The sequence below is a fragment of the Kineococcus rubinsiae genome, assembly GCF_011839805.1.
Taxonomy (GTDB): Bacteria; Actinomycetota; Actinomycetes; order Actinomycetales; family Kineococcaceae; genus Kineococcus; species Kineococcus rubinsiae.
On sequence record NZ_VWPY01000051.1, the window covers coordinates 1 to 21,431 of the forward strand.

Sequence of the window (21,431 nt, forward strand, 5' to 3'; positions counted from 1 at the left end):
GCCAGCCGCCGCCGCGCACGTGGGCGGCGAAGCACCCCGCCGCCGCGGCCCGGCTCGCCGCCGGCCGCGCGGTCGTCACGGCCCTCGCGGACGAGCACGGCCTGCCCGTGGAGAACCTGCTGCAGCCCGAGGCGCTGCGCCGGCTGGCCTGGAGCCCGCCCGCCGACGCGGACGCCGCGGCGGTGGCCGGGGCCCTGCGCGCCAGCCGCGCCCGGCGCTGGCAGGTCGAGCTCGTGGCCGCTCCGCTGGCCGAGGCCTTCGCGACCGCCACCGCCACCGGGACGGAACCCCTCCCGCTGGAGTGAGGTCCTCCGACGTCTGTGACACGGGTCGCCTTGCCTCGGCGGGCCCCGTGCGCCAATCTCGGGTCCGACGGTGTCGATGACGCGGCGTCGACGTCACGGCTGACGGAGGTGGGATCGTGGAACGCCTCACCCTGACCGAGCACCTCACCGCAGCGCGGATGGCCCGCCACTGGGTCTGCGAGCACTGCCCCGAGGAGCACCTCCCGGAGGCGCGCCGGTGGATCGCGGAGCTCCTCACCCACGAGCTGGTGGCCAACGCCCTCGCGCACGGCCACGGGCCCCTGACGCTGAGCCTCACCCACGACGCGGAGGGCATCCTCGTCGGCATCTCCGACTCCAACGCGGCCATCCCGGCGCTGAAGGAGCAGACGGTGCACGCCACCAGCGGGCGCGGCATCGCGATCGTCGACGCCCTGGCCACGGCGTGGGGCTACTACCCCAGCCACAGCCCCGCCGAGGAGAGGTCCGAGGTCCCCGACTGGGACGACGGCGGGTGGCCCGTGCTCGACGACGACCGCCCCGGCGCCGAGGAGTCGCCGGCGCTGGAGACGTTCCCCGAGGCCCGGACCTCCCCCGCGGGGCCGGGGCCGACCGGCAAGACGGTCTGGTTCCACCTCGCCACCGGCTGAGGACCTCCCCGCCACCCGTCCGGTCGCGGCGGGCGGGCGGCACTGCTCCGTCCGTGGCGGAGGCGTCCCCCGTGCGGCGCAACGCTGCTCACACCCCGCGGCGCCGCGGCTCCCGTTCGCCTAGGTTCCGGGCATGGCCACCCGTTCCAGCTCCCCCGCCGACCGCGCGCTGCTGCGCCGGGGCGTCCTGGCCGCCAGCGTGCTCGACGACGTCGACGTCGACCTGGACGACGACGGCCTGTGGCTGCCCGGCTGCGCGCCCCTGGCCTGGGCGGACGTCGAGCTCGCGGCCGCGGGCCCCGGGTCCGCGCCCGACGGGGACGAGGAGGCGGTGCGCGCCCGGGTGCGCGACCTGCTGCTGGCCCACCGGGAGCTGCACCGCGCGGGCGCGCGCCGGGTCGCCCTCGGGCTGCCCGCGACGGCCGTCGGCCACCTCGGCGCAGCGTGGCGCAGCACCCGCGTCCTCGGGGGGGCCGTCGACCTCGGTCCGGGCGTGGTCGTGCCCTGGGGCTCCGGTGAGCGGGTCCTGCCCGTACCCGCCGTCTCGGCCGCCGCGACGGGTGCCGATCCGCGGCTGAGCGCCGCGGACCGCGCGCACCTGGAGGCCATGGGGGCCCTCGTCGTCGAGCGGCTGCAGCGCGACGCGGGCGTGCGCGGTCAGGACGTGCTGCGTCCCGTGGGCGGCTGCGACGTCCCGACGCTGCTGGCCTCGGCTGCGCTGCGCGAGCACCTGGTGGGCGGCCCGGGCCGCTCGGCGGGTTCGCTGCTGCGGGCCGTCGCCGTGCCGGTGCGCACCCGCGGCTGGTTCGACCTCGCACGCATCGACCCCGCGTTCGTCGGGGCCGCCTGGACCGCGACCGAGCCGGCCGAGCGGGGTTTCCCCCGCGCGCTGCTCGTCACCCGCGACGAGGTCGCGCTCGCCCCGCTGAACCCGCACGTCGGCGAGGTCGCGCTGCGGAACTGACCGCGCGAGCGGCTGCGGCGCAGCGCCTCAGGCGTGCTCGTCGACGCGCGCGGCGTGCGCCACGGCCTCGACGACGCGCAGGGAGATCGCCTGCACGGTGAGGCCCGCCGCCTCGAGGACGTCGTCGCGGGACCCGTGGTCGAGGAACTCCTGCGGCAGGGCGAAGCCGAGGACCTCGGTCTTCACGCCCTGCTCGCGCAGCTGGGCCGCGAACGACCAGCCGACCCCGCCGACCCGGCCGCCGTCCTCGACGACGGCGACGTGGCGGTGCGTGCGGGCGAGCTCGGTGAGCGCGTCGTCGAAGGGGACGACCCAGCGCGGGTCGACGACCGTGACCCCCATGCCCTGGGCGCGAAGCCGCTCGGCGACCTGCAGGCAGCGCGGCACCATCGAGCCGACGGCGACGAGGAGGACGTCGTCGCCCGTGGCCCACGAGGCGCCCTCGAGGACGTCGACCCCGCCCGTGCGGGCGATCGCGGGGATGTCCGCGGGCACCTTGCCGCGGCTGAAGCGCACGACGGTCGGGGCGTCCTCGACGGCCACGGCCTCGTTCAGCTCCTCGCGCAGCGTCGTCGCGTCGCGGGGGGCGGCCAGGCGCAGCCCCGGCACCATCCGGGCCATCGACATGTCCCACATGCCGTGGTGGCTGGCCCCGTCGGGGCCGGTGGCCCCCGCGCGGTCCAGGACGAGGGTGACGCCGGCGCGGTGCAGCGCGACGTCCAGCAGGAGCTGGTCGAAGGCGCGGTTGAGGAAGGTCGCGTAGACGGCGACGACGGGGTGCAGGCCCCCGAAGGCCATGCCGGCCGCGGACGTGAGCGCGTGCTGCTCGGCGATGCCGACGTCGAAGACCCGGCCGGGGTGCTTGGCGGCGAAGCGGTCGAGCCCGACGGGGATCAGCATGGCCGCGGTCAGCGCGACGACGTCGGGGCGGGCGTCGCCGATGGTGACCATCTCGTCGGCGAAGACGCTGGTCCACGAGGAGCCGGACGAGGCCTGCGCCTCCCCCGTCTCCGGGTCGATGACGCCGACGGCGTGGAAGTGGTCGGCCTCGTTGTCCAGCGCCGGGCGGTACCCGCGCCCCTTCTGCGTGATCATGTGCACGATCACGGGGCCCCCGAAGGACCGGGCGCGGCGCAGGGCGTGCTCGACGGCCTCGACGTCGTGGCCGTCGACCGGGCCGACGTACTTCAGGCCCAGGTCCTCGAACAGCCCCTGCGGGGCGACGATGTCCTTGATGCCCTTCTTCATGCCGTGCAGCGTGTCGTAGGCCAGCCGGCCCGGGGTCCCCCCGCGGCGCAGCGACTGCTTGCCCCAGTCGAGGAGCTTCTCGTACTCGCGCGTGGTGCGCAGGGTCGCGAGGTGCGAGGCCATGCCACCGATGGTCGGGGCGTAGGAGCGCTCGTTGTCGTTGACGACGATGATCACGGGCCGCTGGGCGGCGGCGATGTTGTTCAGCGCCTCCCAGGCCATGCCGCCCGTCAGCGCCCCGTCGCCGATGACCGCGACGACGCGGCGGTCGGACTCGCCGCGGACCTCGTGGGCGTGGGCGATGCCGTCCGCCCAGGACAGCGAGGTCGACGCGTGGGAGTTCTCGACGACGTCGTGGACGCTCTCCGCGCGCGAGGGGTAGCCCGACAGGCCGCCGGTCTCGCGCAGCCGGGAGAAGTCCTGGCGGCCCGTGAGGAGCTTGTGCACGTAGCTCTGGTGGCCGGTGTCGAAGACCACGGTGTCGTGCGGGGAGTCGAAGACGCGGTGCAGCCCGATGGTCAGCTCGACGACGCCGAGGTTGGGGCCCAGGTGCCCACCGGTCTTGCTCACCTCGGCGACGAGGAAGGCGCGCACCTCGGCGGCGAGCGCCGGGAGCTGCTCCGGGGCGAGACCCTTGAGGTCCTCGGGACCCTTGATCGACTCGAGCAGCCCCATGCGGGGTGGCCTCCTGGTGCGGGACGACTGGTGGACCGGAGGTCCGCACCGAGGTGCGGACCGCCGAGCGCGTGCCGTTGAGTGTAAGAGCCGCCTCCGCCCGTGGCACGGGCAACCGCACCGCGCGGGGCGGTCCGCACGGGATCTGCACGGGGAACGCCCGGCGGAGTGGCAGAGGTCACGTGGCGGCGCCACCGCCCGCACCCCCGCAGCTCACAGCCGCGGGACGAAGTGCCGGCCGCGCACGGCCTGCTCGACGAGGTCCACGGCCCGCTCCAGGCGCCGCAGCCGCAGCTCCTCGAGCTCGAGGACGGAGAACACCTGCGGGGCGGCCTCGGGCGGCAGCTGGTCGGCGAGGTCGCGGCGCGCGGTGCCGACGGCCTGGCGGACCGCCTCGCGCTGGGCGCGGACGTGGTGGGCGACGAGCCACACGAGGAGCACGGGGTGGCGCCGCACGGGCGGGTAGCCGCGGTACTCCGGCGGCGCCTGGTCCAGGAGCCAGGCGACCGCGGCCTCCTGCCACTCCGCGACCTCGGGCGGCGGCACCTGCTCGGGCCAGCCCGGCGGGCCGTGCCGCACCCGGACCCGGACGCCGTCGCCGTCGCGCACCGCCACCTCCTGGACGTCGAGTCGAACGAGTGTTCGACCATACCCGCCCGCGAGCCCTCCCGTCGCGGGACGGCGCGTCCTACAGTCGGGCCGTGACCCGCACCCCGGTGAGCGTCGAACCCTTCACCGAGCGGACGTCGCCCGCCGCGCTCGCCGACCTGCGCTCGCGGCTGCGGGCGACCCGCTGGCCCGACGCCCCCGAGGACGCCGGCTGGTCCGCGGGGACCGACCTCTCCTACCTGCGGGAGCTCGTCACCCACTGGGCGGACGGCTTCGACTGGCCCGCGCAGGAGGAGACGGCGTTCCGCACGCCCCGCTTCCGGGTCGTCCTCGGCGGGCTGGGCGTCCACGTGGTCCACGTGCGCGCCGTGGCCCCGGCGGGACCGGTGCTGCCGCTGGTCCTGAGCCACGGCTGGCCGGACTCCTCGTGGCGGTACTCCAAGGTCGTCCCGCTGCTGACGGACCCCGGTGCCCACGGCGGCGACCCCGCCGACGCCTTCGACGTCGTCGTGCCGGACATGCCGGGGTACGGGTTCTCGGACCGCCCCACCGGCGCCGCCCCGGACTCGGTCGCGGTGGCGGGGCTGTGGGCGGAGCTGATGGACGTCCTGGGCTACGACCGCTTCGGCGCGGCCGGCGGGGACATCGGCAGTTCCGTGAGCCGGTACCTGGCGCTGGACCACCCCGAGCGCGTGGTGGCCGTCCACCGCACGGACGCGGGGCTGCCGGTCCCACCCGCGGACCCGGCGGAGCTGTCGGGCGAGGAGCGCGACTGGCTCGCCGACGTCGCGCGCTGGGGCGCCGAGGAGGGCGCCTACGCCGCCGTGCACCGCACGAAGCCGCAGACCGCGGCGGTCGGCCTGAACGACTCCCCCGCGGGCCTCGCCGCCTGGGTCGTGGAGAAGCTGCAGGCGTGGAGCGACGGGGACGTCGCCGACGCCTACACCCCCGACGAGGTGTTGACCCTGCTCACGGCGACGTGGCTGCGCCAGACGATCGGCTCGTCCATGCGGATGTACCGCGCGAACGCCGCGGTCCCCCGCGCCCAGCACGCCCGCCGGGTGGAGGTCCCGTCCGGGTTCGCCCTGTTCCCCGCCGACATCCTCCGGCCGCCGCGGGCGTGGCTGGAGCGCACCGCGAACGTCGTGCGCGTCAGCGAACCTCCGCGCGGCGGGCACTTCGCACCGTTCGAGGAACCCGAGCTGTACGCGCAGGAGCTCCGGGAGTTCTTCCGCCCCTACCGCGCCCGCGCCGCCGGCTGAGGCGTCACCGGGTGGCGGGAACTCCCGCGACTCCCGCCCGCTCGACGGGGCGCAGCACGGACGCCGTGGCGAACGCGACGGCGAGCAGGATCGCGACCAGCCACAGCGCCGTCAGCAGGCTCGTCGACTGGGCGAGGAAACCCACGGCGGGCGGGCCGGCGAAGTTCGCGAAGTACCCGATCGAGGCGACGACGCTCACGCGCGCAGCGGCGTTCGGGCCGCTCTCCGCGGCCGCGGACATGCCGAGCGGGAACCCCATCGACACGCCGACCGCCCACAGCAGGACGCCGAGCAGGATGAGCCAGGAGCTGCCGGCGAGGATGAACACCGCGACCCCGACCACGCCCAGCGCCGTCGTCCAGCGCACCGTCGCCACGCGGCCGAACCGGTCGACCAGCGGGCCGCCCACCACGCGGGCGAGGGTCTCCCCGATCGCGAAGGCCGTGAAGAACGTCGCCGCCACGGCCGGGGTGCGGCCGTGCCCGTCCTGGGTGGCCAGGGTCAGCCAGTTGTTGGCGGAACCCTCGCCGAGCTCGGCGCCGAGCATCACGACGCCGATGAGGAGCAGCCGCCAGTCCGCCCAGCCGCGGGCCCAGCTGCGGAGCCGGTCCAGGGGTGCGGTGCGCTCGGCGACCGGCGCCTCGTGCTGCCGCCGCCCGGCCGGGACCAGGGGGGCGATCACCAGAGCCAGGACGCCGATCAGGACGGCCTCGGCGAGGAACTGCCACGTCACGGAGACACCGAGGGCCGCGCAGGCCGCGCCGATGCCGGAACCGGCCGCCGCGCCCGCCGGCCACGCCGCGTGCATCAGCGGCATGAGCGTGCGGCCCGCGACCCGCTCCACCTCGGCGCCCTCGACGTTGATGACCACGTCCAGCGCGCCGATGCCGAAGCCGACGAGCACGAAGCCCACGGCGACCAGGGGCGCGGAGTGCAGCAGACCGGCACCGGCGCCGATGACCGTCACCGCCACGGCGATGAGGAGCACCGTCACGGTCATGGCGTGCCGGGCGCCGAGGCGGGTCAGCAGCGGGGTGGAGGCGAGCAGCCCGGACACCGACCCGACCGTGACCCCGGCCAGCAGGACGCCGATGCCTCCTGTGCTCAGCTCCAGCTCGGCCCGCAGCGCGGGCAGGCGCGGGCCCCACGTCGCGAGCGTCAGGCCACCGAGCGCGAACGCGACGATGACGGCGTTGCGCCAGCGGGCCAGCGCCCGGGCGTCGACGGCGGGCGTCTCCCCGGCGATCGTCGGACGGTCGTCGAGCCGGCCGTCGGCCGGCCCGTCTGCTCGGTTCTGATCAGGCACATGACCATTTGATCACACCTGAGCTAGCATTCGGTCATGAACGCCGAGCGACGCCACAAGGAGATCCTCGAGGCCCTGCACCGCTCGGGGCGGGTCGAGGTGCCCGAGCTCGCCGACCGGCTGGCCATCTCCACCATCACCATCCGGCGCGACCTGGACCACCTCGCGCTCGTCGGGGCGCTGCGCCGCGTGCGCGGCGGCGCGGTGACCACGACCCTGCGGGGCGAGGGCCTGCCCTTCGAGGTCCGCGCGATCGACGACGCCGCCCTCAAGGCGCGGCTGGCGGCGTTCACCGCCACGCTCATCGCCGACGGCGAGGCCGTGGTCATCGACTCCGGCACCACCGGCGCGGCGGCCGCCACCGCGCTCGCCGGGCGCCGCATCCGGGCCATGCCCCTGTCGGTGCAGGCGATCGCCGCCCTCGCCGGCAGCCCGAGCGTCGACCTGATCCTCCCCGGCGGTTCGGTCCGCAAGCCCGAGGGGACCCTCGTGGGCCCCCTGGCGGAGAAGTCCATCGCCGGCCTTCGCTTCGACACCGCCGTCCTGACCTGCTGCGCCGCAGCGCCGGACGCGGGCGTCACCGCCTACGACGTGAACGACGCCGCGGTGAAGCAGGCGATCCGCGCGTCGTCCGCGCGCACCGTCCTCATCGCCGAGGGCGTGAAGTTCACCCGCCACGCCCTCGCCGTGGTCTGCCCGCTCGAGGACGTCGACGTCCTCGTCACCGACCCCTCGGCCCCCGCCGACGTCCTCGACCACCTGCGAGCCGCCGGCGTCCGCGTCGAGGTCTGCTGAGGCCCTGGCCAGGTTCCGGAACTCCCGGTCAGGTGCGGTCACTGAACTGACTCTGGTTGCGCCACAGCGGTTCCCGTAGACTCCTACACGTGTTCGCACCGGCCGCGCTCCCCGCACCCGACACCCTCCCGGGTGCCCGGGACGCCGCGCTGGTCGACCTGCTGATCACCCTCGACCGCGAACGTTCCCGGATGGACGCCCTCGTCCTGCACGCCGTGGAGGAACTGCGCCGACGGCGAGTCGCCGAGAACCCAGGTCTCGTCGCCGCCGACGGTGACACGGTCCAGCTCACCGGCGAACAGGTCCTCGCCTCCGAACTGTGTGCGGCGCTGCGGATCGCGGACGCCACCGCCGCCCAGCGCATCTCCACCGCCCGCACCCTGACCGAGGACCTGCCCGCGACGCTCGACGCCTACGCCGCCGGCGACCTGCACATCGGACACGTGAAGGCCGTCCTGGCCACCAGCGAGCTGCTCGCGCAACGCGTCGTCGACGGCGACGGGAACGACCAGGACCCCCTCTACGCCGAAGACGCCTTGCGCCGGGCCCGCGCGGAGCTGGAGAAGACCTGCCTCGTCGGGGCCGAACTGCTGTCGGTGCGGCAACTGCGACGACGACTCACCCGCACCCTCACCAGGTTGTCCGCGCGACACACCCTGCGCACGAAGGTGCAGCGCGAAGCGGGTCGGTTCGTCCGCATCGACGTCTGCGACGACGGGCTCACCGCGCACCTGTCCGGGCTCCTGCCCCTGACCGAAGCGCTGCGGCTCGACGCGTTCCTGACCGGCTGTGCCGACGCCACCAACCCGGAGGACCCCCGCGGCATCGACGGCAAGGGTCGCTCCCACGCCGCCCGCCGGGTCGACGCCCTGCTCGACCTGCACGCCGGCAGCGGTACCTCGCCGTCGGTGCACGTCCACGTCACCGTCGCGGCCACCACTCTGCTCGGCCTGGACGACGAACCCGCCGACGTCGTCACCCCCACCCTCGCCCTGAGCGTTCCCGCGGAGGTCGCCCGCGACCTCGCGGCCTGCGGGACCTGGAGGCGGCTCCTCACCGACCCGGTCGGGAACGTCGTCGACGTCGGAACCCGCACCTACCGCCCGAGCGCCCACATCGCGCGCAGGGTTCGAGCCCGGGACGCGACCTGCATCTTCCCGGGCTGCACCCGACCAGCGCAGAACTGCGACCTCGACCACGTCGTGCCGTTCGCGCAAGACGGACCCACCACGCTGGAGAACCTCGCCCCGCAGTGCCGCCACCACCACCGCCTCAAGACCCACACCCGCTGGCAGGTCACACCCCTGCCCACGCGCGGCTGGCGGTGGACCTCCCCCACCGGTCACACCTACGACACGAACACCGACCCGCCGCCCTACTGACGCACGCCCCGGCGAGCCGATGCCCGACAAGATCGGGGGCCGCACAGCGACGAGCTGCACGGCCACGATCGGCCCCGTCAGGGATCGGCAGAACCGCGTCAGCGGGTGAGCAGCTGCCAGCCGAGGCGGACGATCAGCACGGTCACGACCACGAGGAACACCGTGCGCACGAAGCGGCTGCCGGCCGAGACGGCGGTGCGCGCCCCCAGGTAGCCGCCGACGAGGTTCGCGGTGCCCATGACGAGGCCCAGCGGCCACAGCACGGAACCGTGCGCGGCGAAGACGACGAGCGCGCCGACGTTCGTGGCGAGGTTCACGATCTTGGCGGTGGCGCTGGCCGGCAGGAACGCCAGACCGAGCAGCCCCACGAGGGCGAACACGAGGAACGCCCCCGTGCCCGGGCCGGCGATGCCGTCGTAGAACCCGATGACGGCACCGGTGAGCGTCGCGACGACGGTGTGCCGGGAACCCTGGAACCGCAGGGCGGTGGCCCCGCCGAGGTCGGGCTTCAGCACGGTGTAGGCCGCGACCAGCACGAGCGCGACGAGGATCACCGGGGTGAGGACTCCGTCGGGAACCGCTGCGGCGCAGAGCGCCCCGCCCGCGGCACCCACGGCGGCGACCAGGGCCATCGGGGCGGCCGTGCGCAGGTCGGGGTGGACGCGGCGGTAGTACGTCGCGGAACTCGTCGCGGTGCCCATCGCGCCGGCCAGCTTGTTGGTCGCGAGCGCCTGCACCGGGTTCATGCCCGGCACGAGCAGCAGAGCGGGCAGCTGGATGAGCCCGCCGCCCCCGACGACGGCGTCGATCCACCCGGCGCCGAACGCCGCGAGCACCAGCAGCACGATCGTGAGCAGGCTGAGCGACTCCAGGCTCAGCACGTCGACCCCTCGCCCCGTCCGCGGTTCAGCGCAGCCACCGGCGCACCTTCCCGGCCTGCACCGCGGCCCAGGCGTCCGCGACGTCGTCGGCGCTCGCCGCGGCGTGCACCTGCTCGCGCTCGAACAGCCGCCCGCAGGCGAACGCGACGGCGGGGCTGACGTCACCCCCGACGAGGTCCCGCAGCCGCTCCCGCGTGACGACGGAGTCCTGGTGCTCCCCCAGGACCTCCTGGAGCCCGGTGGCGGCGCGGGCGAGGCGCTCGGCGTCCTTGCCGAACACCGAGGTGACGGCCTCCGCGGCGTAGCGCACCCGCTTCGCCGCCTTGCGGGCCTCGTGCAGCAGCGCGTCGCGCTCGTCGCCGCCCGCCTCCTCCGCCCGCTCCACCAGGTCCGCGAGGCGGCGGTGCGTACGGGCGACGCGGCGGGGCAGGACCTTCCCGGCCCGCCGACCCCCGCGGTGCGTGAACCCCGGCTCGGCGAGCAGGGCCTCGAGCGCGTCCAGCAACCGCTCGTAGCGCGCGGACGACAGCGACTGCAGCACGGCGTCGTGGGCGGTGCGGTAGGTCCCCTGCAGGTGCTGCGCCACCTCCTCCGCCACCGGGGGTCCGTCCAGCTCTGCCGCGGCGGCGGCGAGCCGGTCGCGCAGGACCTCCGCGTCGCGGGCGGCGCCGAGCTCCCCGGCGAGCCACTTCAGCTCGGTCCGCAGGGGACGCGTCGGCGCGCTGAACAGCGAGGAGAACGTCGTCAGCGCGCTGCGCAGGCGCCGGGTCGCGACGCGCATGCGGTGCACGCTGTCGGGCTCGTCGGCGCGCACGCGCGGGTCCTCGTCGAGGAGGCGGTCGACCTGCTCCGCGAGGTGGGCGAGGACGACCTCCCCGGCCGCCGCGCGCACGGACAGCTCCGGCCGGTTGCGCACGACGCGCACCCGCGGCGACGGGGCGGGCGCGGCACCGGCGAGGACCCGCCCGACCTTCGAGCTGCTGACCGAGAGCTCCAGCCCGGCCGCCCGCAGCCCGGCGTCGGCGGCGCCCAGCAGGGCCCGGTCGCCCCCCTTGACCTCCACCTCGACCTCCCGCCAGGTCAGCGGGGTGGAGGCCTGCCCCGGCTCCTGCGGGGGCAGCAGGCGTCGGCCCTCGACGTGGTCGTCGGCCATCTCCAGCAGCAGGTGGTCAGCGCCGTCGAGCAGGTGGCGCAGCGTGCGGCGGGTGCGCAGCTGTGCGACCGGGACCAGGGGGGCCCCGGCGGTCAGGTGCTCGACCATGCGCCGCAGCGCGATCGGCACCGTCCGCACCGCCCGGCCGAGGGGGACGTGCCGCTCCTCGCGCGCGCCGTCGGGGCCCGGCACCTTCAGGTGCCAGCCCGCGTCGGTCCCGCCGCTGCGGCGGCGCAGCGTCGTCTTCGCGGCGGCCAGGCGCAGGTCCTCGGTGTCGAAGTAGACCGCCTCGAGCTGGTGCTCCCCGGCGTCGACCTCCCGCAGTCCCGCGGCCGCACCCCCGCCGTCCTGCACCGCCGCGAGGAGGGACGGCAGGACCAGGTCCTCGTCGACGTCGTACTTCAGCTCGAGCTCTTCGGAGACGATGACCACCGGATCGTTCTACAGGGTCACGACCGCGGACCACGCGACCGCCGCGGCGGGAGCCCTGACCCCCGGACGGGTGACCCGGTCCTCGCTCGCCCGGGTCACCTGCGGCACACTCCCCCCATGGTCGCAACACATGGTGAGTGGTTCACGGGCCTGGACGAGTCGATGCGCGCCGAGGCACGCGAGTGCCTGCTCACCGGGACCTACTCGCGGCGGCTCCTCGTCTCCCTCCGGCAGGCCGGTCTGGCGACCCGCCCCGGCGCCGGCCTCGACGACCCGCGCCTCGCCCAGCCGGGTGACCCGCTGGGTGCGCGCCTGCAGACCTTCCTGCGCGAGCGCTTCTTCTCCCGCCCCAAGCCCGCCGCCGACGGGCTCGAGCACTGGGCGCCCCGCTGGGTCGACCAGGTGCCCGTGCCCCCGGTGTCCCGCGCGCGCGCGACGCTGCGCCAGCACACCGTCGAGCTGCCCCGCCCCGCCCGCGAGACCTGCCAGTGATCCCACGCCGACCCTGACTCGTCCCACGAGTCGCGGCTACCCCGGCCCACGACGCCGCGGGGCCACCGCCGGGACCTGCTCGCCCGGGCGGCGCCCGCTGCCGTGCCCGGCGACGGTGAAGGCGATGAGGAACGCCGTGCGGTCGCTGAGCAGCGAGGGGTCGCGGCCGGTGATCTCGGCGATGCGCCTCAGACGGTGCCGCAGCGTGTTCGGGTGCACGAACAACCGCCGGGCGGTGCCGCTGATGGACCCGTCGCCCGCCATCAGGGCCTGGAGGCTGTGCACCAGGTCCCCCCCGGCCCGGCGGTCGTGGTCGTGCAGGGGCGTCAGCAGCTGGTCGACGAAGACCTGCAGGCGGTGGCGCGGCAGGGCCTGCAGCAGCGCGTCGACGGTGGCGAGGTCCCGCGCCAGGACCGTCGTCCCCCGGCGGTGGGCGAACTCGAAGGCGGCGAGGGCCTCGCGCAGGCTGCGGGCGATCTGCGGGGCCGCGGTCGTGCTGCCCGCCCCGCAGGTGAGCCCGTACCCCCCGGCCGTCCCCAGCAGGGTCTCCGGGTCGTCGGTGAACAGGACGAGCGCCTCCGCGCAGCGCGCGACGGCGTGCGCGGGGAGCCGGCTGACGACCGCGACCTCCGTCGCCCCGGCGAGGGCGATGGCCGCGTAAGAGGCGGCCGGGGCGAGACCCAGCCGCAGCCGCAGCGCCTCCGGGGAGGCGAGCCCGTCGAGCACGAGGTGGACGAGCGTCCCGAGCTCGCTCCAGCTGCGCTGCAGGGCGTCGCTGCGCTCGCGGCGCCACAGGGACAGGGAGTGCACCAGCGCGTCGAGCTGGTCGCGAGGCGGTGAGGTCCCCTCCGGCGGGTACCACTGCAGCTGCCCCGGCGGGTCGCCGGGCAGCGTCACCGCGAGCGACCGCGCGCCCGCGGTGGTCGGTGGCGGCCCCCCTGCGGCACCCTCCACGACCCCGCCCGGGCCGGTGACGAGGAGGCGACCACCCAGGTGCTCGGCGAGCGCGGGCAGGACGTGGTCCAGGCCGCGCTGGGTCATGACGTCCAGCACCGTCGTGACGAGGTGACTGCCCCGCTGGGCGTCGGCCACCCGCAGACCGGCGCGGTGCTCGGCGAGCGCCTCGGTGACGACCTGGAAGGGCAGGCCGTAGGGCACGGAGAGCAGGGGCAGGCCCCGGACCACGCAGGCCTCCAGCACGCCCTCCGGGACGTCGCGGTGCACGTCACCGACCCCGAAGCCGAGGGCGGCCGCCCCGGCGTCGAGGAGGTCCCCGACGAAGGCGCGGCAGGCGGCGGGTGAGTCGAGCTGGGTGCCGACCGTCAGGACGAGCTCCCCTCCCCGCAGGTAGCGCCCGGGCGTGGGCAGCTCCGTCGGGTGGGCCCAGCGGATCGGGGTCGGGCCGCGCTGCGGGACCAGGGTCTCGATGCGCACCCCGACCCCTTCGACGCGGCGGCAGAGCTCCTGCAGGTCGAGGCCCTCGTGGCGCGGTGGGCGCACGGCGGCGTCCGTGTCCTCGGCTTCGCCCCTGGCCACGCCGTCGTCACCGGCCCCGCTGACGTCCCGGTCCCCGTCGATGTCCGGCATGTTTCCCATCGTCGCGCGCGCCTTGTCCGACTGCACAACGCCCCCTGTGCGTCCTGGCGCACTGGCCGACGCGGGGCGGCAGCTGTTGCCCGCCGGTGCCCGGGCGCCCTTCACTCGCAGCCACGTCGCCGCGGTGGACCCGGCGACGACCGACGGAGGGGAGAGTGCGGTGCACCCGACAGGACCGGCAGGGGCCGCGGACGTCCCGGCAGCGCTCGAGGCGGCCGAGGGCGCCACGACGGGCGTGGCCGGCGGTGAGCTGCGCCGCGAGTTCACGCTGTGGAGCGCCTTCGCGTTCGCCTTCGCCTTCATCTCCCCGATCGTGGCGCTCTACGGCATCTTCAGCCTCGCCATCACCACCGCGGGCCCGTCGTTCTGGTGGAACTTCTTCCTCGTCTTCGGCGGGCAGTTCCTCGTCGCCCTGGTCTTCGCCGAACTCGTCTCCCGCTGGCCGCTGGAGGGTTCCGTCTACCAGTGGTCGCGCCGGCTCGTCGGGCCCCGCTACGGCTGGTTCGCCGGCTGGGCCTACGCCTGGACGCTCGTCATCGCCATGGTGACCGTGTGCCTCGGGGCTGCGGGGTTCGTGGCGAACATCGCGGGACGCAACGGTGCGGGGGCCGGGACGCTGGTCACCATCGCAGTCGTCATCCTGGCTCTCGGGACGGTCGCCAACCTCATCGGCCGCCGCGTCCTGAAGATCCTCATGACCGCCAGCATCGTCGCGGAGATCATCGGTTCCGTCGGGCTCGGCCTGTGGCTGCTCGTCTTCCACCGGGAGCAGTCCTTCAGCGTCCTGTTCGACGGGGCCGGCAGCGGACCCTCTGCCGGACAGGCGGTCACGACAGCACCGTTCCTGCTGGCGATGGCCTTCGTGGGGTTCTCCTTCGTCGGGTTCGAGAGCGCCGGGAACATCGCCGAGGAGGTGCGGGAACCTCACAGGAACCTGCCGCGGGCCGTGCTCGCCTCGCTCACGCTGGTCGCGGCCGTCGTCCTCGTCGCCAGCCTGGGCATCATCCTGGCCATCCCCGACCTGGGGGCGGCGACCTCGGGCAGCGACGCCGATCCCGTCTACTCCACCCTCGTGCACCAGCTGGGCGTCGGCATGACGACCCCGATCGAGGTCCTCTTCGTCATCGGCTTCCTGGCGAGCTTCCTGGCGCTGCAGACCGCCGCGTCGCGGGTCGTCTGGGCCTACGCCCGCGACCGCGCGCTGCCCGGGCACCGTCACCTCGCCCGGCTCTCCGAGGGCCAGCGCCTCCCGGTGACGGCCATCGTCGTGACGTCGCTCGTCGGCCTGGTGATCCTGCTGTGCAGCACGGTCGCCACGGACGTGTACGCGTCGATGATCTCCTTCAGCGCCGGTGGCTTCTACGTCGCCTTCCTCTTCCCCGTCCTGGGCTCCCTCTGGGCCCGGCGGCGCGGCACCTGGCGCCCCGGGGTCTGGACCCTCGGCCGCTGGGCGCTGCCCATCGGCATCGCCGCGGCCGTGTGGACGGTCTTCCAGTTCCTCAACATCGCCTGGCCGCGGGCCCTGGCCGAGCAGCGCTGGATGGACTTCAGCTTCTGGATCGTCCTGGGCGTGCTCCTCGTCGTCGGCGCGGTGCTCGTGCCGCGCCGTCCCGGCACCGGGCCGGACGAGGTGTCCCCGCCCCTGCCCGCCGACGAGCCCGCTCCCCCCGCGGGGCAGGCGTGAGCGCCGACGCGGCCCGCGCGGCGCGGGTCGCCGTCGTCAGCGGCGCCGCCAGCGGGATCGGGGCGGCCATCGCGGGCCGCCTGCGCAGGAGCGGGTGGCGGGTGGCCGGCCTCGACCTGCAGACGGCCGCGGACGTGGACCTCGCCGTCCGGCTGGACATGACGGACGCCGCCGCGGTCGCCGCGGCCGTCGCGCGCGCCGAGGACGAGCTCGGGCCCGTGGAGGTCGCGGTCTCCGCCGCCGGGCACTACGCCATGGCCGCCCTGGCCGACGTCGACGACGAGGCGTGGTCACGGATGCTGCGCGTGCACCTCGGTGGGCTCCTGCACCTGACCCGCGCGGTCCTGCCCCCGATGCGCAGCCGCCGCGCGGGTTGCCTGGTGGCGGTCGGCTCCGAGATCGCCATCGGCGGCGGTGACGGTGACAGCCACTACGCGGCTGCCAAGGGGGCCGTCCACGGCTTCGTGAGGGCGCTCGCCGCGGAGGTGGCCCCGGACGGGGTGCGGGCCAACGTGGTCGCCCCCGGTCCCACCGACACACCCCTGCTCGCGGCCGACTCGCCGTGGCGGGACCCGGAGTACCTGCGGACACTGCCCGCACGCCGGCTCGTGCGCGCCGACGAGATCGCCGAGACCGTCCGCTTCGTCGTCGAGGAGGCCACCTTCATGACCGGTGAGGTCGTCTCGCCCAACGCCGGGGCGGTGATCTGATGCCGGTCGCCCTCCTCACCGGCGCCGCAGGCGGTCTCGGGGTCGCGACGGCCCGCCGCCTGGCCCAGGACGGGTACCGCGTCGTGGTCACCGACCGCACCCCCGGCAGCCGCCTGGACGACCTGGCCGCGGAGGTCGGTGGGGCCGCCCTCGCCGCGGACCTCGCCGATCCCGCGGCCGCACGCCGGCTCGTCGGCGAGGTCGAGGAGCGCACGGGCGGCATCGACGTGCTCGTGGCCAACCACGCGTACATGACGATGGCCCCCGTCGAGGAGCACGACCCGGACGACTGGTGGCGGGTCGTGGACACCAACCTCGGTGGCACCTTCGCCCTGGCCCAGGCCGTCGCGGGCCCCATGACCCGGCGGGGTTCCGGGCGCATCGTGGTCATCTGCTCCGAGTGGGGGGTCGTCGGGTGGCCCGGCGCGACCGCCTACTCGGCGTCCAAGGCGGGTCTCGTCGCCCTCGTGAAGTCGCTGGGACGCGAACTCGCCCCGGCGGGCGTCGTCGTCAACGGCATCGCCCCCGGGGTCGTCGACACGCCCCAGCTGCAGGTCGACGCGGACGCCGCGGGCCTGACCCTGGCCGCGATGCACGCGGAGTACGCGCGCGACATCCCGCTCGGCCGCATCGGCCGGCCCGAGGAGATCGCGGCCGCCGTCGCCTTCCTCGCCTCCCCGCGGGTCGGGGCGCTCGTCGGACAGGTGCTGCAGCTCAACGGCGGTTCCACCCGGACACGCGCGTGACGGGCGGTGAGGCGGAACCTCACGACGAGGGTCGGGCAGGAGGAGAGGAGCAGCAGGTGAGCAGCGAGGTCCAGCGGCAGCGCCGGCAGCGCGCCCTCGGTCAGCACCAGGTGGCCGACGGCCACGTCGGGCAGGTCGACGCCCAGCAGGTCCCCCGCTACGCCGGGCCCGCGACGTTCGCCCGGCTGCCGCGGATCGAGGACGTCGGCGACCACGACGTCGCGGTGGTCGGGGTGCCGTTCGACAGCGGCGTCACCTACCGGCCCGGGGCCAGGTTCGGGCCGGCGGCCATCCGGGAGGCGTCCCGGCTGCTCAAGCCCTACCACCCGGGTCTCGACCTCTCGCCGTTCCGCGCGCTGCAGGTCGCCGACGCCGGGGACATCGCCGCCAACCCCTTCTCCATCACCGAGGCGCTCGAGGCCGTGGAGACCGGTCTGCGGGAACTGCTCGGCGGTGGCCGCCGGGTGGTGACCCTCGGCGGGGACCACACGATCGCGCTCCCCGCGCTGCGCGCCGTCGCCGCAGAGCACGGGCCCGTCGCGCTCGTGCACTTCGACGCCCACCTGGACACCTGGAACACCTACTTCGGCGCCCCCACGACGCACGGCACCCCCTTCCGCCGCGCCGCGGAGGAGGGCCTGCTCGTCCACGAGCACAGCGCCCACGTCGGCATCCGCGGTTCCCTCTACTCCCCCGCCGACCTGCGCGACGACGCGGAGCTCGGGTTCACCGTGGTGCACGCCCAGGAGCTGCAGCGCAGCAGCGTCGAGGACGTGGTGGACCGGATCAGGCGGCGCGTCGGGTCCGAGGCCGTCTACCTCTCCGTCGACATCGACGTCCTCGACCCCGCCCACGCGCCCGGCACCGGGACCCCGGAGATGGGCGGGCTCACCAGCCGGGAGCTCGTCGGCATCCTGCAGGGGCTCTCCGACCTCCCGCTGGTGGGCGCCGACGTCGTCGAGGTCGCCCCGGCCTACGACCACGCCGACATCACGGCGGTCGCCGCGGCCGGCACCGCCTACGAGCTCCTGACGATGATGGCGAGGACGCGCGCATGACGGACCCGACCACGAGCGGCACCGAGGCGCCGGGGGGTGCCGGGGTGCGGCTGATGCGCCCGGCGGAACCGGTGGCGTGGCCGGACGGCCGCCGCGCGGCCGCGGCGTTCACCTTCGACGTGGACGCCGAGTCGGCCGTGCTGGCGATCGACCCCACCAGCGGCCGGCGGATGAGCGTCATGAGCCACCAGGCCTACGGGCCCCTGGTCGGCGTCCCCCGCCTGCTGCGCCTGCTCGAGCGCCACGGGGTGCGCTCCACGTTCTTCGTGCCGGGGTTCACGGCCCTGCGCCACCCCTCGACGGTGCGCGACATCGCCGCCGCCGGCCACGAGATCGCCCACCACGGCTTCCTGCACGAGTCGATGGTCGGGCTCGACGCCGCCACCGAGGCCGCAGCCCTCGACCGCGGCCTCGACGCGCTGGAGGAGGTCGCAGGCGTCCGGCCCGTGGGGTTCCGCGCACCGATGTGGGAGCTGAACTGGCACACGCCGGGACTGCTCGACGAGCGCGGCTTCCTCTACGACTCCAGCCTCATGGACGCCGACGTCCCCTACGAGCTGGCTCTCGGGCCCACCGCGCCCGGCGGTCGCTCGATCGTGGAGGTCCCCGTCAGCTGGGGCCTCGACGACTGGGAGCAGTACTGCTACCTGCCGGACCTGTCGGGCAGCGGGCTGATCGAGGACCCTGCGAAGGCGGTGTCGATGTGGCGCCAGGAGTTCACCGCCCTGCGCGAGGAGGGTGGGTGCTTCGTCCTGACCAGCCACCCGTTCCTCTCCGGCCGCCCGGGCCGCGCCGCGGCGCTGGAGGGCCTGGTCGCCGAGGTCGCCGCCGACCCGGGCACCTGGACGGCGAGCCTCGAGGAGATCGCCCGTCACGTGCGCGGACTCGCGCTGGCCCCGCGCAGCGTCCTGCCGCTGGAGGAGGGGTGAACGACCGGTCGGGCCCCCGGGTGCGGTAGGACGGAGCGGTGTTCAGCGACGACCCGACCCACGCCCTGGTCCTCGGGCGCATGGCCCAGGAGGGCGACACGGCGCTCGCGGTGCTCACCGTCGTCTCGGGGCCGCTGGGCGGGACCACGGGCAGCGGGGCGCTGGCGGTGAGCCGCGAGCGGCTGTGGCTGACCCAGCCGCAGCTCCTCGGCGGGCCGTCCGTGGCGTCCGTGCCGCTGGCCTCGGTGGGAGCCGTCACCGTGAGCGGCGGCGGGACGCTCTTGGGCGCTCCGCGCGCCCTGCGGGTCGAGGTGGTCGTCGACCGCAACCGCCTGAGGTTCCGCACGCTCGCGGAGCGCGAGGTCGCCGAGGCCTTCGCGCAGGCCGTCGCCGACGCCCGCGGCGTCCTCTGACCCGCAGGCCCGTGCGGAGGGGCCGTCCGCGAGCCGGTCAGTGCGCGGCCAGCGCCGCCAGCGCGTCCTGCCGGTTCGCCACCCACGACGACGGCATCCCGGCCGCGTCGCTGAGCCGCTGCATCTGCAGTGCCACGAGGCCGTTGGGGACCATGTTGACCGACCAGCCGAGCCCCTGGGTGCCCGCGAAGCCCATGAGCGCCGCGTGCACCGCCTGGACCTCCGGCGGCTGCACCGGGTAGTCGGACATGTCGCAGTCGATGCGCCAGCCGGGACGCACGGTGGTCATGGCGGCGCGCACCTCCGCGTCGAAGCGGCGGGCCGTGGCCAGGTCCCAGACCCCCGCGAGGCGGAAGGCGACGAGGTTCGCGGGCCGGTCGACCGTGACGGCGTAGGAGCTCTCCCCGGCCGGCGGCGGCAGCACGAGCGCGGCGGCGGCCGGGCGGGCGTCGGCGCCCAGCGCCTCGATGCCCTCGACGGCGCGGTGGGTGCGGGCGGCGGCGGCCAGCGCGTCGGCCGTCGCGCGGGCCACGACGGACGCGGCGGCGCCGATCCGGGCGCTGCTGGCGACGATCTGCTCGGTGCGGCGGCGGAACTCCTGCGTCGTGCCCGCCTGGTCCTCCACCGCCGTGACGATGGCCTGCTGCAGCTCGACGATCTCCCCGATCGCGGCCTGCGCGCCCGCGACGGCCTCGACCGCCCGCGCGACGTCGACGCGGATGCGCTGGATGAGCGGGACGACCTCCTCGGTCGCGCGGGCCGTGGAGTCCGCGAGCTCCTTGACCTCCCCGGCCACGACGGCGAACCCGCTGCCGGCCGCACCGGCCCGGGCCGCCTCGATGGTGGCGTTCAGCGCGAGCAGGTGCGTCTGCTCGGCGATCGCCGAGATGACGCGGACGACCTCGCCGATGCGCGTCGAGGACTCCCCCAGCGAGGCGACGACCACCCCCGTCTCCTCCCCCGCGGACAGCGACGAGCGGGCCGCCTCGCGGGCGTGGACCGCGCGCTGCGCGACGTCGGCGATGGAGGTGGCGAGTGAGGCGCTCGCGTCGGCGATCTCGGCCGCGTCGTCGGCGACGCGGGTGGCGGACGCCGCGATGACCTCGGCCTCCGCCGTCGCGGAGCGCACCCCGCCGACGACGACGTCGCTGGCGAACCGCATCTCCTGTCCCGCGACGCCGAGCAGCCCGGCGGCGTCGGCGAGCACGGCCACGGACCGCGGCAGCTGCGCGCCGTCGAGCCCGGACAGGTCGCCCCGCCCGACCGCGGCGGCCGCGCGCGCCAGCTGCTCCCGCTCGCCGCGCCGGCGGGCGCCCGAGCGCGCGCAGGCGACGCCGCCCAGCAGCAGGCCGACGGCCAGGACCACCCACCCGGGGGTCCCGCCCACCGCGAGGGCGGCGACGGCCGTCGTCGCGAGGACCACCGGCCCCAGCGCGTCGGGCACTCGACGGTCGCTCACAGCGCGGCGCTCGTGGTGGTCACCGGCCCCCATCGGCAGGCCCGGGGAGCTTGCTGAGGGCCCGGTCCGCGGCGGCGCTACCGTGCCGGGGTGCCCGCCTCCCCCACCCGCCGCGACCACCGGCACGTCACGACGCCGCGGCTGCGCCTGGACGCCGTGACGGCCGACGACGTCGACGCGGTGCACGTCGTGCACGCCGACCCCCGCACGTGGGAGCACCTGCCGAGCGGGCGCCACACCGAGCGCAGCGCCACGGAGCTCCTCGTCCTGCGCTTCGTCGGCGACTGGAGCGTGCACGGCCTCGGCTACTGGGCCGTGCGCGACCTGGCCCACCCGGCGGGTGCCGGCGCCCCCGTCCTCGGCGTCGGCGGGTGCGCGCCGCGCCGCAGCGACGACGGGCGCGCCCTGGCCTGGAACGTGTACTACCGGCTGGCGCCGCAGGCGTGGGGTTCCGGGTACGCCCGCGAGATCACCGCGGCCGGGCGGGCCGCGGCCGCCGAGGTGGATCCCGGCCTGCCCGTGGTCGCCTACCTGCTCGAGCACAACCACGCCTCGCGGCGCACGGCGGAACGCGCCGGGCTGCAGCAGGTCTGGCGCGGTCCCGACGCCGGGAACCCCGACCCGGCCGCCGTCCGCCTCGTCTACGCCGACCGCGACGTGGAACCCGGCGTCCTCGCGGAGCTCACCGCGACCTGACCGGCGG

At 75.8% G+C, this 21,431-nt stretch carries 20 protein-coding genes and 1 pseudogene; 14 read left to right on the forward strand and 7 right to left on the reverse strand.

The window, feature by feature from the left end; translation table 11 throughout:
- The 3 genes and pseudogenes from F1544_RS18540 to F1544_RS18550 all read left to right on the forward strand — a co-directional run.
- Positions 1-305 (forward strand): annotated as a pseudogene (locus tag F1544_RS18540) (ribonuclease D); the annotation flags it as partial.
- 116 nt (positions 306-421) lie between these two features.
- A complete protein-coding gene (locus F1544_RS18545) occupies positions 422-934 on the forward strand; it encodes an ATP-binding protein (RefSeq protein WP_167587609.1) in 513 nt (170 codons plus the stop codon).
- A 133-nt stretch (positions 935-1,067) separates the two neighbouring features.
- Positions 1,068-1,898 (forward strand): hypothetical protein, encoded by an 831-nt coding sequence (locus F1544_RS18550; protein WP_167587610.1) that lies wholly within the window; start codon positions 1,068-1,070, stop codon positions 1,896-1,898.
- Positions 1,899-1,925: 27 nt separating this feature from the next.
- Here F1544_RS18550 and dxs read toward each other — a convergent pair whose 3' ends face one another.
- Both dxs and F1544_RS18560 read right to left on the reverse strand, forming a co-directional pair.
- The gene (gene dxs, locus F1544_RS18555; protein ID WP_167587611.1) at positions 1,926-3,821 is read right to left on the reverse strand and encodes a 1-deoxy-D-xylulose-5-phosphate synthase; all 1,896 of its coding nucleotides are present in this window, start codon (positions 3,819-3,821) and stop codon (positions 1,926-1,928) included.
- A gap of 213 nt (positions 3,822-4,034) precedes the next feature.
- Positions 4,035-4,430 carry a hypothetical protein gene (locus F1544_RS18560; protein ID WP_308470175.1) on the reverse strand — a complete coding sequence of 132 codons (396 nt, stop codon included), beginning with the start codon at positions 4,428-4,430 and terminating at the stop codon, positions 4,035-4,037.
- Between the two features lie 92 nt (positions 4,431-4,522).
- On the opposite strand from F1544_RS18560, the gene F1544_RS18565 reads away from it, so the two are divergent.
- On the forward strand, positions 4,523-5,692 hold the full coding sequence (locus F1544_RS18565; protein WP_167587612.1) for an epoxide hydrolase family protein: 1,170 nt from the start codon (positions 4,523-4,525) through the stop codon (positions 5,690-5,692).
- Positions 5,693-5,696: 4 nt separating this feature from the next.
- Here the strand turns inward: F1544_RS18565 and F1544_RS25915 are convergent, their stop codons facing one another.
- Entirely contained in the window at positions 5,697-6,998 is a 1,302-nt protein-coding gene (locus F1544_RS25915) for an MFS transporter (protein WP_208972174.1), read from the reverse strand.
- A 36-nt stretch (positions 6,999-7,034) separates the two neighbouring features.
- Between F1544_RS25915 and F1544_RS18575 the strand changes: the two genes are divergently transcribed.
- Entirely contained in the window at positions 7,035-7,793 is a 759-nt protein-coding gene (locus F1544_RS18575; RefSeq protein ID WP_167587613.1) for a DeoR/GlpR family DNA-binding transcription regulator, read from the forward strand.
- 89 nt (positions 7,794-7,882) lie between these two features.
- A complete protein-coding gene (locus F1544_RS18580; protein ID WP_167587614.1) occupies positions 7,883-9,175 on the forward strand; it encodes an HNH endonuclease signature motif containing protein in 1,293 nt (430 codons plus the stop codon).
- A 98-nt stretch (positions 9,176-9,273) separates the two neighbouring features.
- Here F1544_RS18580 and F1544_RS18585 read toward each other — a convergent pair whose 3' ends face one another.
- Both F1544_RS18585 and F1544_RS18590 read right to left on the reverse strand, forming a co-directional pair.
- On the reverse strand, positions 9,274-10,056 hold the full coding sequence (locus F1544_RS18585; RefSeq protein ID WP_308470176.1) for a sulfite exporter TauE/SafE family protein: 783 nt from the start codon (positions 10,054-10,056) through the stop codon (positions 9,274-9,276).
- A 25-nt stretch (positions 10,057-10,081) separates the two neighbouring features.
- A complete protein-coding gene (locus F1544_RS18590; protein ID WP_167587615.1) occupies positions 10,082-11,641 on the reverse strand; it encodes a CYTH and CHAD domain-containing protein in 1,560 nt (519 codons plus the stop codon).
- Between the two features lie 117 nt (positions 11,642-11,758).
- Between F1544_RS18590 and F1544_RS18595 the strand changes: the two genes are divergently transcribed.
- Positions 11,759-12,133: a hypothetical protein gene (locus F1544_RS18595; protein WP_167587616.1), complete on the forward strand. Its 375-nt coding sequence runs from the start codon at positions 11,759-11,761 to the stop codon at positions 12,131-12,133.
- A gap of 36 nt (positions 12,134-12,169) precedes the next feature.
- Here the strand turns inward: F1544_RS18595 and F1544_RS18600 are convergent, their stop codons facing one another.
- The gene (locus F1544_RS18600) at positions 12,170-13,720 is read right to left on the reverse strand and encodes a PucR family transcriptional regulator (RefSeq protein WP_167587617.1); all 1,551 of its coding nucleotides are present in this window, start codon (positions 13,718-13,720) and stop codon (positions 12,170-12,172) included.
- A gap of 244 nt (positions 13,721-13,964) precedes the next feature.
- Here F1544_RS18600 and F1544_RS18605 point away from each other — a divergent pair, with 244 nt between their 5' ends.
- The 6 genes from F1544_RS18605 to F1544_RS18630 all read left to right on the forward strand — a co-directional run bounded on the left by F1544_RS18605 (position 13,965) and on the right by F1544_RS18630 (position 19,269).
- Positions 13,965-15,413 (forward strand): APC family permease, encoded by a 1,449-nt coding sequence (locus F1544_RS18605; RefSeq protein WP_373368097.1) that lies wholly within the window; start codon positions 13,965-13,967, stop codon positions 15,411-15,413.
- Positions 15,410-16,123: an SDR family NAD(P)-dependent oxidoreductase gene (locus F1544_RS18610; protein ID WP_167587619.1), complete on the forward strand. Its 714-nt coding sequence runs from the start codon at positions 15,410-15,412 to the stop codon at positions 16,121-16,123. Before F1544_RS18605 ends, F1544_RS18610 begins: the two co-directional genes overlap by 4 nt.
- Positions 16,123-16,869, forward strand: a complete 747-nt coding sequence (locus tag F1544_RS18615) for an SDR family NAD(P)-dependent oxidoreductase (protein WP_167587620.1) — start codon at positions 16,123-16,125, stop codon at positions 16,867-16,869. Before F1544_RS18610 ends, F1544_RS18615 begins: the two co-directional genes overlap by 1 nt.
- A gap of 110 nt (positions 16,870-16,979) precedes the next feature.
- Positions 16,980-17,927, forward strand: a complete 948-nt coding sequence (gene speB, locus F1544_RS18620; RefSeq protein ID WP_167587634.1) for an agmatinase — start codon at positions 16,980-16,982, stop codon at positions 17,925-17,927.
- 53 nt (positions 17,928-17,980) lie between these two features.
- Positions 17,981-18,856, forward strand: coding sequence for a polysaccharide deacetylase family protein (locus F1544_RS18625; RefSeq protein WP_167587635.1), 876 nt, complete (start codon positions 17,981-17,983; stop codon positions 18,854-18,856).
- Between the two features lie 38 nt (positions 18,857-18,894).
- On the forward strand, positions 18,895-19,269 hold the full coding sequence (locus tag F1544_RS18630) for a hypothetical protein (RefSeq protein WP_167587621.1): 375 nt from the start codon (positions 18,895-18,897) through the stop codon (positions 19,267-19,269).
- 37 nt (positions 19,270-19,306) lie between these two features.
- On the opposite strand, the gene F1544_RS18635 is transcribed toward F1544_RS18630, so the two are convergent.
- Entirely contained in the window at positions 19,307-20,728 is a 1,422-nt protein-coding gene (locus F1544_RS18635; RefSeq protein WP_308470180.1) for a methyl-accepting chemotaxis protein, read from the reverse strand.
- 90 nt (positions 20,729-20,818) lie between these two features.
- Here F1544_RS18635 and F1544_RS18640 point away from each other — a divergent pair, with 90 nt between their 5' ends.
- A complete protein-coding gene (locus F1544_RS18640) occupies positions 20,819-21,424 on the forward strand; it encodes a GNAT family N-acetyltransferase (RefSeq protein ID WP_167587623.1) in 606 nt (201 codons plus the stop codon).
- The last annotated feature ends 7 nt before the right edge of the window (positions 21,425-21,431 follow it).